A 14,130-nucleotide genomic window follows, 5' to 3' on the forward strand; every position below is an offset into this window, starting at 1 on the left:
GTCGCGATGATGTCCCCTACGCTTGCCGATGTCCTGACGCTCGCCGCCGTTCTCGAACTCGCCGACGAGAAGACCGTCGCGCGCGGGCATGCCTGTTTCCACGAGGGCGCGGTATCGCGCCTCGACGTCGACGTCGACCGGCTGCGGGCCACGGTGCGCGGCGGTGCGCTCTACACGGTCGAGCTGCGCGCCGGCGCCGGCCGCGAGTTGATCCATGCCTGCAGCTGTCCGGTGGGCGAGCGCAGGCAATTCTGCAAGCACGCGGTGGCGGTCGCCTTGTCATGGCTCGAAAATTCCGGCGCCGAGGTGTTCCCGGTGCCAGACGTGCCCGCAAAAGCCGCGCGCAAGCCGCGCAAGACCCAGGCGGACTGGATCGACGAGTTCCTCGCCACGCTCGACGTGCAGGCGCTGCGCGACTGGCTGCGCGAGGCGGCGGCAAGCGATCGTGCCCTGCGCGACAAGCTGCTGCTGGCGGCGCGCGCGAGCGGCGGCGATAAGGCCGACCTGAAAGCGGCGGTGCGCCGGATCGCACGCGTGAGCCGGCATCTGGACTGGCGCGAGGCGTCCGGTTACGCGGCGGGTCTGGAGACGCTGGCCGGCAGCCTGCGCGAACGGCTCGATGGCGCGCGAGCCGGACAGGTGGTCGAGCTGGCCGAACTGGCGATCGAGCTCGCGGTGGCAAGCCTCGAACGCGTCGACGATTCGGGCGGCGCGGTGCTGCCCGCGATCCGTGAACTGGCGGCCGTGCATCTCGATGCCTGCCTGCGCACGAGGCCGGAGCCCGTGTCGCTCGCGCGGCGGCTGTTCGGCCTGCAACTCATCGACGATTGGACGATCCTCGGCGACGTGCTGCCGGCTTATGCGCCGGCGCTCGGCACCGACGGACTGCAACGCTACCGCGAACAGCTCGACGCGCGCTGGGATGCGTTGCCGGCGCTCGATATCGGTGCCGATCGGCGCCAGTCCTACGAGGACGATCGGCTGCGGATCGAGGCGGCCAAGCTGGCGCTGGCCCGCTTCGACGACGATGCCGACGCGCTGATCGCGGCACTCGCCAAGGATCTGTCGAGCGGCTACCGGTTCCTGCAAGTGGCCGAGGCCTGTGTGGAATACGGCCGCGACGACGAGGCGCTCGCCTGGGCGCGGCGCGGCATCGCCGCGGGCGGCAGTCATCCGGACACGCGGCTTCATGCGTTTTGCATCGCCCTGCATTTGCGCAACCAGGATTTCGCCGACGCGGATGCGTGCGCGTGGCAGCGCTTTCTCTGCCGGCCCTCGGCCGATGCGTTCGCGGCGTTGATGCAGGTCGCGGCAACGACCGGCAGCACCGAGGCGACGCGGACCCGCGCACTGGCGCATCTGCGCGCGTGTATCGAGCGCGACGCGTCTGCGCGGGACGACGTCGGCACGATCCGGCGGACCGCCTATCGCGGCGAACTCGTCAAGGCGCTGCTGATGGGCGACGATGCCGAGGCGGCCTGGCGCGTGTTCAACGAAGGCACGGTGCCCACCGAGGTCTGGCGCGCCATGGCCGAGGCGCGCGGGCGCGCCCACCCGCACGACGCGATCGCGCTGTACCACCGGCTGCTGCCCGCGGAGATCGAGCGCGGCACCTACGGCGCGCGCTACGAGCCGGCTTTCGAGATCGTGAAGGCGATCGCCGGCCTGCGGCGGCGGCATGGCGAGCATGACGAATTCGCGGCCGAACTTGAAACGATACGTACGACCCACCGCGCCAAACGCAATTTCGTCAAGCTGCTCGATTCGCTGTCCTGATGCGCCCGCTCGCGGCGTAGAATGCGCCCGAATCGCCTCCCCCTTCTCAGCGAACCCCGCCGCCGCGCATGGAAATCAAGTGGATCGAGGACTTCCTGGCCCTCGCGCAATACCAGAGTTTTTCGCGCGCGGCGGAGTTCCGCAACGTCACGCAGTCCGGCTTCAGCCGGCGCATCCAGTCGCTCGAACAATGGGTGGGCGCCGAGTTGATCGACCGCAGCGGCTTTCCGCCGGTGCTGACGCCGGCCGGGCGGCTGTTTCGCGAAGTCGCCGAGGACGTGCTGCACAAGCTCAACGACACGCGCGCGATCATCCGCACCGAGCAGCGCATCGGCGGGCGCGGCCTGCAGATCGCCGCCGGCCACACCATCGCGCTGAACTTCCTGCCCGGCTGGCTGAAGGCGCTGGCCGGGCGCTTCGGCGAAGTGCGCGCGCGCGTCGTGCCGGCCAACGTCCACGATTCGATCCTCGCGCTGGTGAACGGCAACTGCGAGCTGATGTTCGCCTATCACCATCCCGAGCTGCCGCTCCATCTCGACCCGGCCCGCTACGAGCACCTGACGGTGGGCATCGACACGCTGCTGCCCGTGAGCCGGCCCACGCCGCGCGCGGCGCCGCTGTTCCGGCTGCCCGGCACCGCGAAGCAGCCGCTGCCGCTGATCTCCTACACCGACACCAGCTACTTCGGGCGCTGCCAGGCGTTGCTGCTCGCGCGCGCCCGCACGGCGCCCGCGCTGCGGCTGCATTACGAATCGGACATGGCCGAGGTGCTGAAGAAGCTCGTGATCGAAAGCGAAGGGCTCGCGTGGCTGCCGAGGAGCGCGGTCGCGCGCGAACTCGCGGCCGGCGAACTGGTCATGGCCGGGCCCAGCGCGTGGCATCTGGACGTGGAACTGCGCGTCTATCGCGATGCCACGCGCCGCGACGCGTTCGTCGATACGCTCTGGCAGCATCTGCGTGCTTCAGCCTGAGCGCCTCGCTCGAGCACCACGCGGCAGGCTATTTCGCGAATCGTGTATTTCGAAATATTTCCGGTTTCTTGGGTTTTCATTTCAGCAACTTTTCACCGAAATTAGCGGGCGATTTCCCTTCTGCTCCGCTCATGGCCGCGCCGCGCGATTGTTAGTCTGTCGGCACATCGATGCCTCGATCGATGCGTTCCAACCGGCCGACCAAGCATGAATAGCCCTGCTGTCCTGAACTTCTCCGGTGGCCCCGGCGCGCTGCCCGACGCGGTGCTGCGCGAGACGCGCGAGGCGATCCTCGCGCTGCCGGAAACGGGCGTGTCGGTGCTCGGCATGAGCCACCGGTCCGACTGGTTCCTGGCGCTGGTGGACGAGGCCGAGCGGACCCTGCGCGCGCTGCTGGGGCTGAACGAGCGTCACGCGATCTGTTTCCTGCAGGGCGGCAGCAGCCTGCTGTTCGCCACGATCCCGATGAATTTCGCCGGCTCGGGGCGCGGCCTGCCGGCCTATGTCGATGCCGGCTACTGGAGCGCGCGGGCCAGCGCCGAGGCGCGCCGGGCGGGCGGCTGCCGCGTGGTGTGGGACGGCCGCGAAAGCGGCTACCGGAGCCTGCCCGAGCTGGCGTCGCTGGCGCTGCCGGCCGATACGCGCTATCTGCACTACGTCTCGAACGAAACCGTCGAGGGCCTGCAGTTCGCCGCGCCCGAGGGCGAGATCGCGGCGCCGCTGATCGCCGACATGTCGTCGGACTTTCTCTCGAAGCCGGCCGAGGTGGGCCGCCATGCGATGGTCTACGCCCACGCGCAGAAGAATCTCGGGCCGGCCGGCGTGACCGTGGCGCTGATCGATCGCGCCTGGCTGGAGCGCATTCCCGACGGCCTGCCGTCGATCCTCGACTTTCGCACCCACGTCGCGCATCGCTCGAACTACAACACGCCGCCGGTGTTCGCGATCTATGTGCTGACGCTGGTGGTGCGCTGGCTGGCGCGCGAGATCGGCGGGCTGGCGGCGATGGCGCGGCGCAACGCGGCCAAGGCCGGGCGCCTGTACGCGACGCTCGACGCGCTCGGCGACGCGGTCACCGTGCATGCCGGGCGCCGCTGGCGTTCGACGATGAACGCGGCGTTCACGTTCGGCGACGCGCGGCTCGACCAGGCCTTCATCGAGCAGGCGCGCGCGCTCGGCATGATCGGCCTGGAGGGCCATCGCTCGCTGGGCGGCCTGCGCGCCTCGCTCTACAACGCCGTCACGCCCGAGGCGGTGGCCGTGCTGTGCGAGGCGCTGGCCGATTTCGGCCGCGCGCGCGCCTGAGCCGATGCCGATGACCGCGCCGAATCCGTCGCCCGCCTTGACCGCGCCCGCCACGACCGCCATGCCGGACGGGATCGCGGACCTGTCGCGACAACTCGACCGCGCGCCGCTCGACGCCGATCTGCACGAGCGGCTGTTCGCGAGACTGCGCGCCCACGGCGACACGGCCGGCGCCGCCGCGCACGAGCTGGCGCTGGCCGCGCTGCGCATGCTCGGCGCGGCGCCCGACGAGCAGCGCGCGCTGGCGCTCTACAACCTCGCGACCGTCTACCTGATGCACGGCCGCCACGCCGATGCGCGTCACTGGTATCGGCACACGCTGGCGATCGCGCCCGGCATCGCGGCGGCGCACCAGAACCTCGCGGTGCTGCTCGACGGGGACGGTCAGCCCGAGGCGGCCGCCGCGCATCGTTCGCAGGCCTACCGGCTGCAGCGCGTCTTCATCGAGCCGGCGCTGGGGACGGCGCCGCTGCGCCTCCTGATCCTCGGCTGCGGGCGCGGCAACGGCAACGTGCCGATCGGCGGGCTGCTGCCGCTGGCCCGCGTCTGCCGCATCCGTTACGCGATCGACTATGCCGACGCGATGGAGGACGGCCAACTGCCGCCCTACGATCTCGTCTTCAACGCGCTCGGCGACGCGGACGTGGCCGAACCGCTCGGCGAGCGGCTCGCGCGTTTCATGGCGGCGTGCCCGCGCCCCGTCCTCAACGCGCCGGACGCGGTTGCCCGCACGCGGCGCGATCGCATCGGCACGCTGCTGGCCGGCATCGCCGATCTGGTGGTGCCGGCCTGCGTGCGCCTGTCCGCGCGCCCCGGCAGCGCGCCGGCGCTCGCGCGCGAGCTGGCCGAAGCCGGCGTCGGCTTCCCGGTGCTGCTGCGGCCCGCGGCGAGCCACGGCGGCGACCAGGTCACGCTGCAGGCCACGCCCGAAGCGCTGTGGGCCGCGCTGGGCGCGCTGTCCGGCCCCTGCTACGCGACCGCGTTCCATGATTCGCGCGGCGCCGACGGCCATTTCCGCAAGTACCGCATGATCTATGTCGGCGGCAAGCCGCACGCCTACCATCTGGCGATTTCGCGCCGCTGGCTGGTGCATTACTTCTCGGCCGGGATGACCGGACACGCCTGGAAACTCGACGAGGAGCGCCGCTTTCTCGCGAGCCCGGCCGAGGCGCTCGGCGCGCGGGCGATGGCCGCGCTCGAAGCCGTCGGCGCGCGCCTCGGCCTCGACTACGCCGGGATCGATTTCTCGCGGCTGCCGGACGGACGCGTGCTCGTGTTCGAGGCGAACGCGACGATGCTGGCCCATCGCGAGCCGCCAGCCGGCCCGCTGGCCTTCAAGAACCCCGGCGTCGAACGGATCGCGCAGGCGGTGGGCCGGCTGCTCGAGACGCGCAAGCCGGACGGCGCCGGCATCACGGCCTGACTGCCTGATCGACGTCCGGGCGCCGCGGTTGCCCCCGGCGGTCCATCCTCATCTTTCCCACGACGGACCCGACGCCTTGTCTGCGTCACCGGGTCCGGTTCCCGTCCGGGTGTTTTCCTGCACCATGCGGATTTCGCATACGCGCATGCAACACTCGCATCATCACCTTTTTGGTCATCCCTACCATCCGTGCTGACGATCTGGCGGCGCCGATGCCGGCTTCGCGCCCGTCGTCATCCGACTTTTCCACCACAACGCGCCGCGCGGCCCTTGCGCCCGCCCGGCACCCTTCCCGGGGACGGACATGAAATCACGCCTCACCTTCTGGATCGCCGCGGGCATCGTGCTCGGCGGCGTCGCCGGCTACCTGTGCCACACCAACGCGGCCGACGCCGCACAGGCCAAGGCGATCGCCGGCTACTTCGGTATCCTGACCGACATCTTCCTGCGGCTGATCAAGATGATCATCGCGCCGCTGGTGTTCGCCACGCTCGTCTCGGGCCTCGCCGGCATGGAGGGCGGCCGCGACGTCGGGCGCATCGGCGCGCGCACGGTGGCGTGGTTCTTCTGCGCGTCGTTCGTCTCGCTGCTGATCGGGCTGGTGTTCGCGAACCTGCTGCAGCCCGGTGCCGGCCTGCATCTGACGGCCGGCGCCGACGACACCGTGGCCGGCCTCGATACCGCCGCGCTGAACGTGAGGGACGTGCTCACGCACGCGTTCCCGACCAGCCTGCTCGACGCGATGGCGCGCAACGACATCCTGCAGATCCTGGTGTTCTCGGTGTTCTTCGGGCTCGGCCTCGGCGCGCTGAAACGCGACCCGCGCGTCGCGCTGCTGGTCGGCGCGGTCGACGGCCTGGTGCCGGTGATGCTGCGCCTGACGGGCTACGTGATGCTGGCCGCGCCGCTCGGCGTGTTCGGCGCGGTGGCCTCGGCCGTCACGCTGCGCGGGCTCGACGTGATCCTCACCTACGGCAAGCTGATCGGCGCGTTCTACGCCGCGCTGGTGCTGCTGTGGGTGCTGCTGGCCGGCGTCGGCTACCTGTTCCTCGGCCGCAACGTGCTGGGCCTGCTGAAGGCGGTGCGCGAGCCGGCGCTGCTGGCGTTCTCGACGGCCAGCAGCGAAGCCGCCTATCCGCGCCTGATCGAGCAACTGGAGCGCTTCGGCATCCCGCAGAAGGTGGTCGGCTTCACGCTGCCGCTCGGCTATGCGTTCAATCTCGACGGCTCGATGATGTACCAGTCGTTCGCGGCGATCTTCATCGCGCAGGCGTTTGGCATCGACATGCCGGTCTCGCAGCAGTTCGCGATGCTGCTGGTGCTGATGCTGAGCAGCAAGGGCATGGCGGGCGTGCCGCGCGGCTCGGTGGTGGTGGTCGCGGCGGTCGCGCCGATGTTCCATCTGCCGGCGGCCGGCGTCGCGCTGGTGCTCGCGATCGACCAGATCCTCGACATGGGCCGCACCATGACGAACGTGATCGGCAACAGCGTCGCGACGGCCGTGATCGCGAAATGGGAAGCGCGACGCGAGGCGGCGGGCGCGGCAGCCGCGGCGGCCGGCACGCCGGGCGCGGACGCGGACGCGGCGCGCTTCGAACTCGACCGGCTGCCGGGCGAGGCGCAATGATGGCCGCCCCGGCACGCGCCGTCGGCGCGCGGCGCTACGGCATCGTCGGCGGCCTCGGGCCGCTGGCCGGCGCCGACGTGTTCGGCAAGCTGATGCGCGCCGCGCTCGGGCAGCCCGGCGCCGCGCCGCTCGACGCGATCCTGGAGCAGCGGCCGTGGCGCGGCGCCGGATCGGACCGCGTGGCCACCAGCGAGCGCAAGCTCTACGTGTTCGACCGGATTCGCGAGTTCGAGCGGCGCGGCGTGACCACCGTCGTGCTGCCGTGTTTCCTGAGCCATACCTTCATCGACGAACTGCGCGCGAACACGCCGCTCGCGATCGTCGACATCGTCGAGGCGGTGCGCGAGCATGTGCGCCGCGTCTATCCGGCGGCGCGGCGCATCGGCGTGCTGGCCTCGGCCGCGACGCGCGAGGCGCGGCTGTTCGAACGGTATTTCACGGCGCCCGGGTTCACGCTCGTCTACCCCGCCGAGGATGCGGTCGGGGACGTGGCCGGCGGCGACGCGGTGACCGAGGCCGTCTATGGCGCCGACGGGATTCGCGACGGCTACGCGGCCGGCCGCCCGGCCGGGCTGCTGCGGCGCGCCTGCGAGTCGCTCGTCGCGCGGGGCGCCGACCTGATCGTGCCGGGCCTGACCGAGATCGCGCTCGCGGCCGACGCGATCGGCCCGCTGCCGGTGCCGCTGATCGACTCGAACGCGGTCTACGCGCATTACGTGCTGGACGTCGGGGCCGGCGAGGGCGGCGGCGGACCGGCGGCGGATCCGGGGCCGCTGCGGATCGGCGTGGTGGGCGGCGTGGGGCCGGCCGCGACCGTCGATTTCCTGCGCAAGCTGGTCGACAACACGCCGGCCGCGCGCGATCAGGACCACCTGAAGGTGCTGGTCGAGCAGAACCCGCAGATTCCCGATCGCACCGCGCACCTGATCGGCGACGGCCCCGATCCCACCGTCTCGCTCTACGCCACCTGCAAGCGTCTGGAGCAGGGCGGCGCGGATCTGGTGGCGATTCCGTGCAACACCGCGCACGCGTTCGTCGATCGCATCCAGCCGCATCTGGGCATCCCGATCGTCAACATGCTGACGGTGACGGCGCGCCACCTGCGCGAGCGCTTCCCGGCGCTGCGCGAGATCGGCGTGCTGGCCACCTCGGGCACGCTCGCGAGCGGCGTCTACCGCGACGCGCTGGCCGCCGAGGGCTTCGCGCAGCGGGTGCCGCCGCCGGCGCTGCAGGCGCGCGTGATGGCGGCGATCTACGGCAAGGCCGGCGTGAAGGCCGGCTTCACCGAGGGCCGCTGCCGCGAGGACATCGGCGCGGCGCTCGACGCGCTGGTCGAGGCCGGCGCCGCCGTGGTGCTGCTCGGCTGCACGGAGCTGCCGCTGCTGCTGCCGATGGCCGACTACGTCGCGCCGGACGGCGCGCGAGCGGTGCTGGTCGATCCGACCGAGGTGCTGGCCAAGGCCTGCATCGCGATGGCGACGGGTGGCAGGGCGTGATGGCGCCGCGCGGCGCGGAGACCGGCCGCGCCAGGCGGCCGGTTTGATCAAAAAAATCGATCGTCAGATCGGAAAAATATCGTTTTTTATCAATAAAGCTCATCGGTAAGATGGCGTTCGTCGTCCCGCCGTGCGAGAGCCGCGCGGCGGGGCGCCCGTCCCCAACTGGAGAGTCCCGACCCATGAGCGCATCCGCCGCCCCGCTGCTTCCGTTCCACATCGCGTTTCCCGTGCATAGCCTCGAGGCGGCGCGGGCCTTCTATGGCGACCTGCTCGGCTGTCCCGAGGGGCGCAGCTCGGCCGAGTGGGTCGATTTCAACCTGTACGGCCATCAGATCGTCGCGCATCTCGCGCCGGACGAGACGGGCATCGCGCGCACCAACGCCGTGGACGGCCATGGCGTGCCGGTCCGCCATTTCGGCGCGCTGCTGACGCTGGAGCAGTGGCACGCGCTGGCCGACCGGCTGCGCGCGGCCGGCACGCAGTTCGTGATCGAGCCGTACATCCGCTTCAAGGGCGAGCCCGGCGAGCAGGCCACGATGTTCTTCCTCGATCCGTCGGGCAACGCGCTGGAGTTCAAGGCGTTTGCCGATCTCGGCAAGCTGTTCGCGAAGTGAGCGCGAGCCGCCTGCCCCGCGTCGCCGCGTGCCTTCGGGCGCCCGCATGAGCCGCTGCAACGTCGCCATTTCCGGGTTCGGCGCGATCGGCCGGCGGGTCGCGCAGCTGCTCGAGGCGCGCCGGCCGCGCTATCGCGAGCGCTACGGCGTGGACGTGCGGCTGACCGGCGTCTGCCGGTCGCGCGGCGGCCTCGTCGCGCCGGACGGGCTGCCCGCCGGCACCGATGCGCTCGCGGCCGATGTGGCGCTCGACCCGGCGCTGACCGGCGCCGCGTTCGTGGCCGCCGCGCGCCCGCGGGTGCTGATCGAGGCGGGGCCCACCGACTATCGCACGGGCGGCGCGGGCCTCGGCTATCTGCGCGCCGCGCTCGGCGCCGGCATACATGGCGTCGCGATCTCGAAGGGCGCGCTGGTGGTCGATTATCCGGGGCTGCGTGCGCTGGCCGACGCGAACGGCGTGGCGCTGAAGATCAGCGGCGCGACCGCGGCCGCGCTGCCCACCATCGACCTGCTCGAATACAACGCGGCCGGCTGCGAGGTGCGCGTGATGGAAGGCATCTTCACGGCCACCACCAACTACGTGCTCGACCGGATGACGGGCGGCGCCGGGTTCGCCGAGGCGCTCGCCGACGCGCAGCGGCTCGGCATGGCCGAGCCCGACCCGGGCTTCGACGTCGACGGCTCCGACACCGCCTGCAAGGTCTGCATTCTCGCGAACGCCGGGTTCGGCGCGCGGCTCGCGCTCGATGCGATCGCGCGCGAGGGGATCGAACGCGTGAGCGACGAGGATCTGGCGCGCTGGCGCGCGGCGGGCCTGGTGCCGAAGCTGGTCGGCCGCATCGAGCGGCGGGCCGACGGCAGCGTCGGCGCGGCGGTGCAGCTGCGCACCTACGCGGCCGATCATCCGTTCGCGCGGGTGGGCGCCGGCATGAAGGCGGTGCGGATCGAAACCGATGCGATGGGCGAACTGATCGCGATCGGCCGCACCAGCCCGCAGGCGACGGCCGCCGCCGCGCTGAAGGACTTCGAGCATCTGCTGATGCGCGGCGCGTTCGCGGCCTGACGGCGCGAGGCGCGGTGCGCCAAGACGGCGCGGGCGCGACCGAGGTCGCGCCCGCCGCTCAGGGGAGAGGGAGGGGCGCGGCCCGCCTCAGGCGGCCGGCCGCGGTTCGGCGCCGAGATTGAGGATCGGGATCACGGTGCGCGCGCCGTTGGTGCGCAGCACGTCGCGCAGGTCGTTGATGACGGGGAACACCTCGTGGTTCCAGTCCTCGCCCTGCATGTCGTGCGCTTCCTGCTCGCGCTCGACGATCCAGCGGTCTTCCTTGAAGATCCGCTCGGTGAACCACACCAGCAGCGGCCAGGCCATCTCGAGCGCGAACGGGAACGACGGCTTGCGGATCGACAGCATGCCGAACGTGCGGTTGGTGCGCTGCTGCTTGTCGAGCGGCACGTAGACGATCCACAGGTCCATCACCAGCGTGCCTTCGCTGGAGAGGATCTTCAGCGTCTGGTACGGGTATTCGGTGCGGATCGTCATCACGCTCTTGTCGCTCTGATCCTGCGGCTTCTTGCTCGCGCCGAACACGAGCGCCTCGCCGATCGGCTGCTTGCCCTCGGCGCGCGAGAACGTGTAGTCCACTTCCACCCAGCCGTCGCCGCGCCGGCGGCCCAGCGAGCGCGCCTTCATCTGCCCCATCTCGCGGCGATGCAGGAACTGGTGGTTCATGTCCATCAGGTTCTCGTGCATGAACGAGTAGTGGCACTTCACCGCGCGGCCGAAACGGCGCGTCTTGTACTTCGGATCGGATACGGTGGGCAGCGCCGGCACCGGCTTTTCGTCGGCCAGCGCCGGATCGCCCGTGAACACGAAGATCAGGCCCTGCACCTCGCGGCACGGATACGAGCGCACGCCGTTGGGCAGCCGCTCCTTGCCGAGATAGGGCACGTCCACGCACTTGCCGCTGCAGTCGTAGGTCCAGCCATGGTAGCCGCAGCGCAGCGCGTCGCCGTCCACCACGCCGGCATGCAGCGGCACCTGGCGGTGCGCGCAGCGGTCCTCGAGCGCAAATACCGTGCCCGACTCGCCGCGGAACAGCACGATCGGATCGCCGGCGAAATGCACGCCGAGCGTCTTGCCGCGCTTCAGTTCGCGCGACCAGGCGAGCGGATACCAGAAATCGGGGTGAATGGGCACGCGGCGCAGATCGCGCACTGGCGTGGTGGCGGTCGGTTCAATCACGTCGTCGGGTTGCGACAAGGGCACTGCGTGCATGCGGGGCATCTCCTGGCATTACGGGTGCTTCGACCCACGCGGCGAAGCGCGAAGGGAGGATCTGGCGCAGTTTACGCGAAGTGGCCGCCGTGCGGCGAGCCTTGTTAAGCGACGATGACAAGCCTCAAGACGAAAATGGCCGATCGCGGGTATATGCGGCACGCGATCGGCAAGGATTGCCGGGTGAGCGGCTCGGGGCGGCGGGGTCGCGATCGCGGCGGGTATGGTTGCCGCCGGCGCCGCTGCCGGAACGGTCCGTGGCCGCATTGCGGCCTCGCGGCCTGGCGGCCGACTTCTGCCCGGGCCCCTGCATGCAGGCGGGCCGTGGCGCGCTCGCGGGCGCGCCTCGTCCGGCATCATCAGGGCGGGTCCGCTCGCGTATCCGGTGCGACCGGCGCCCCGCCGGTTTGCGTGGCCCACGGCGGATGCTCGAATTCCTCCACCACCCAGTCGATGAACGCGCGAACCTTCGCTGGCGTGAAGTGCGCCGACGCGCGGATCACATGCATCGTTTCGTCACCGGCCACTTCCCATGCGGGCAGTACCTCGACGAGGCGTTTCTCGCGCAATTCGTTCGCGACGACCCAGTCGGCGCAATAGGACACGCCGGTTCCCTGCAACGCGGCATGCATCAACGCATCGATATCGTCGGTGGCGAGCCGCGGATGGGTGCGCACGGCGTGGCGCTGTCCGTGCCGCGAAAGATGCCAGACCGGATGCGAGGCCATCGGCGTGAACCCGATGCATGCGTGCTGAACCAGATCCCTCGGATGACGGATGGGCGGATGCGTGTCGAGATAGGCAGGCGACGCGCACAGCAGCCGGCGCATCGTCCGCACGTGCCGCGCGACGAGCCGGTTGTCTTCCAGGCGCCCGATGCGCACGCCGGCGTCGAAGCGCTCCGCGATCAGGTCGACAAAACGGTCGGTGAACACGGCTTCCACTTCCAGCGCCGGATAACGGGCGAGAAACGAGGGCAGCCGGGGCGCGATCCAGCGCCGGCCAAAACCGGCCGGCAGGCTCAGGCGCAGCAATCCGATCGGCGACGCGCTCAACGAGCGCGCTTCTTCCTCGCCGCCGCGGATCAACTGCATGGCTTCCTGCACGCGCTCGCGCAGGCGCGCGCCGGCCTCCGTGGCGGACAGGCGGCGCGTCGTCCGTTCGACCAGCCGGGTGCCGAGCCGCGTTTCCAGTGCCTTCAGGCGTCGCGAGATGACCGAGCTGTCGCGCCCGAGCTGCCGTGCCGCGGCCGTGAAGCTGCCGGTCTCGAGCACGGCGAGCAATGCGCCGATTTCGTCCGCTTCCACGCTGTTCATTCATGCGCCCCATGCAAGGATGTCGTGTTTTTCGGGTCAATTATAGAGATTGACGTCGGCTAGCATGGGCTGGTCGACAACCATGATCGGAGTAACGGACGATGCGCGCTTTCCAGTTGATACCCGGCGACACCTGGCAACTCCATCCGGGCGAGATGCCCGCGCCTCGGCCGGCGGCGGACGAAGTCCTGATCCGGCTGCATGCCGCCGGCCTGAATTATCTGGACCTGATGGTGGCGCGAGGGCGGTTGGGCGATCCGTCGGCGCCGTTCGTCCCCGGCACGGACGGCGCCGGCGAGATCGCCGAAATCGGGGAACGCGTGCGTGGTTGGGCGATCGGGGACCGCGTCATCTCCGGGTCGATGGTCGACTGGCCGGCGGGGTTGCCTACCGAAGCGAACACGCGGCGCATTCGCGGCGTCACCATGCCGGGCTCGCTCGCCGACTACGCGGTCGTTCCGGCCAGCGCGCTGGTGCGCATTCCCGACGGCATGCCGTACACGCGGGCGGTCACCTTGCCGATCGCGGCCACCACCGCCTGGAACGCCATCGTGAAAGGCAGGATCGGGCCGGCGTCGACGGTGGCGCTGCTCGGCACGGGAGGGGTGAGCCTGTTTGCCCTGCAGTTCGCGAAAGCCGCCGGTGCGCGGGTGGTGGTGTCGTCGTCTTCGGATGACAAGCTCGACCGTGCGAAACGGCTCGGCGCCGACGTGCTGATCAACTATCGCGCGCGGCCCGCATGGGATGAGGCGCTGCTGGAGGCAACCGGCGGCCGGGGGGCGGATCTGGTGGTCGAGACGGTCGGGGGCGGCACGTTTGCACGGTCGATCAACGCGGCCGCGATCGGCGGCACGATATACGTGGTGGGCTTCATCGGCGGCATGGAGGTGACGATGCCGGTGTTGCCCGTGATGGTGAAGACGCTGAACATCCTGGGCAGCCAGACCGGGTCGACCAGCGATCTGGCGGGCGCCGTGCGAGCGATCGGGCAGGCGGGCATCGAGCCGGTGGTCGACCGGGTGTTTCCGTTCGAGGCCGCAGCGGACGCTTACGCCTATCTGGCGTCAGGGGCGCATTTCGGGAAGGTGGTCGTCGGCGTGGCGTGAGCCGGGACGAGGTGATCCCGGCGGCACGCGGCATCGACGCGGCGCCTCGGGCTCGCGTCGGGGCGAGGCGCGGTGGACCGGGCGGCACGTCGCGGCGGGTGACGACGCGGCGGGCCTGCCGGTTGCCGCCGCCGCGCCGCGGCGTTCACCCTGACCGGGCGTTCAAGGCCCGGCGCGGCGCCCCCGGATGCGCGACCTCGAATCGCCGCCCGGCGCGG

The 14,130-nt window shown here is 70.9% G+C and carries 11 protein-coding genes; 9 read left to right on the plus strand and 2 right to left on the minus strand.

All coding sequences use genetic code 11. The features are described 5' to 3' along the window. The first annotated feature begins 9 nt into the window (after positions 1–9). The 8 genes from bpln_RS19525 to bpln_RS19560 all read left to right on the plus strand — a co-directional run bounded on the left by bpln_RS19525 (position 10) and on the right by bpln_RS19560 (position 10,278). Positions 10–1,776: an SWIM zinc finger family protein gene (locus bpln_RS19525; RefSeq protein WP_042629230.1), complete on the plus strand. Its 1,767-nt coding sequence runs from the start codon at positions 10–12 to the stop codon at positions 1,774–1,776. 68 nt (positions 1,777–1,844) lie between these two features. Then, a complete protein-coding gene (locus tag bpln_RS19530; RefSeq protein ID WP_042627052.1) occupies positions 1,845–2,747 on the plus strand; it encodes a LysR substrate-binding domain-containing protein in 903 nt (300 codons plus the stop codon). A 207-nt stretch (positions 2,748–2,954) separates the two neighbouring features. Next, positions 2,955–4,052: a 3-phosphoserine/phosphohydroxythreonine transaminase gene (gene serC / locus bpln_RS19535; RefSeq protein WP_055139735.1), complete on the plus strand. Its 1,098-nt coding sequence runs from the start codon at positions 2,955–2,957 to the stop codon at positions 4,050–4,052. A gap of 10 nt (positions 4,053–4,062) precedes the next feature. Continuing rightward, a complete protein-coding gene (locus bpln_RS19540; protein ID WP_148654094.1) occupies positions 4,063–5,475 on the plus strand; it encodes an ATP-grasp domain-containing protein in 1,413 nt (470 codons plus the stop codon). A 304-nt stretch (positions 5,476–5,779) separates the two neighbouring features. Continuing rightward, positions 5,780–7,102, plus strand: coding sequence for a dicarboxylate/amino acid:cation symporter (locus tag bpln_RS19545; RefSeq protein WP_055139737.1), 1,323 nt, complete (start codon positions 5,780–5,782; stop codon positions 7,100–7,102). Beyond that, positions 7,099–8,598, plus strand: a complete 1,500-nt coding sequence (cuyB, locus tag bpln_RS19550; protein ID WP_055139738.1) for a cysteate racemase — start codon at positions 7,099–7,101, stop codon at positions 8,596–8,598. The genes bpln_RS19545 and cuyB overlap by 4 nt, the downstream gene beginning before the upstream one ends. A gap of 182 nt (positions 8,599–8,780) precedes the next feature. Further along, a complete protein-coding gene (locus bpln_RS19555; RefSeq protein ID WP_042627056.1) occupies positions 8,781–9,215 on the plus strand; it encodes a VOC family protein in 435 nt (144 codons plus the stop codon). Between the two features lie 46 nt (positions 9,216–9,261). Beyond that, a complete protein-coding gene (locus bpln_RS19560; protein ID WP_055139739.1) occupies positions 9,262–10,278 on the plus strand; it encodes a homoserine dehydrogenase in 1,017 nt (338 codons plus the stop codon). 87 nt (positions 10,279–10,365) lie between these two features. Here the strand turns inward: bpln_RS19560 and bpln_RS19565 are convergent, their stop codons facing one another. Further along, positions 10,366–11,490, minus strand: coding sequence for an aromatic ring-hydroxylating oxygenase subunit alpha (locus tag bpln_RS19565; RefSeq protein ID WP_042629232.1), 1,125 nt, complete (start codon positions 11,488–11,490; stop codon positions 10,366–10,368). A gap of 359 nt (positions 11,491–11,849) precedes the next feature. Next, positions 11,850–12,806: a LysR family transcriptional regulator gene (locus tag bpln_RS19570; RefSeq protein WP_042627058.1), complete on the minus strand. Its 957-nt coding sequence runs from the start codon at positions 12,804–12,806 to the stop codon at positions 11,850–11,852. Positions 12,807–12,907: 101 nt separating this feature from the next. Between bpln_RS19570 and bpln_RS19575 the strand changes: the two genes are divergently transcribed. Further along, positions 12,908–13,912, plus strand: coding sequence for a zinc-dependent alcohol dehydrogenase family protein (locus tag bpln_RS19575; protein WP_055139740.1), 1,005 nt, complete (start codon positions 12,908–12,910; stop codon positions 13,910–13,912). Positions 13,913–14,130 lie beyond the last annotated feature (218 nt).

The organism is Burkholderia plantarii, from assembly GCF_001411805.1.
In the GTDB taxonomy this organism is placed as follows: domain Bacteria; phylum Pseudomonadota; class Gammaproteobacteria; order Burkholderiales; family Burkholderiaceae; genus Burkholderia; species Burkholderia plantarii.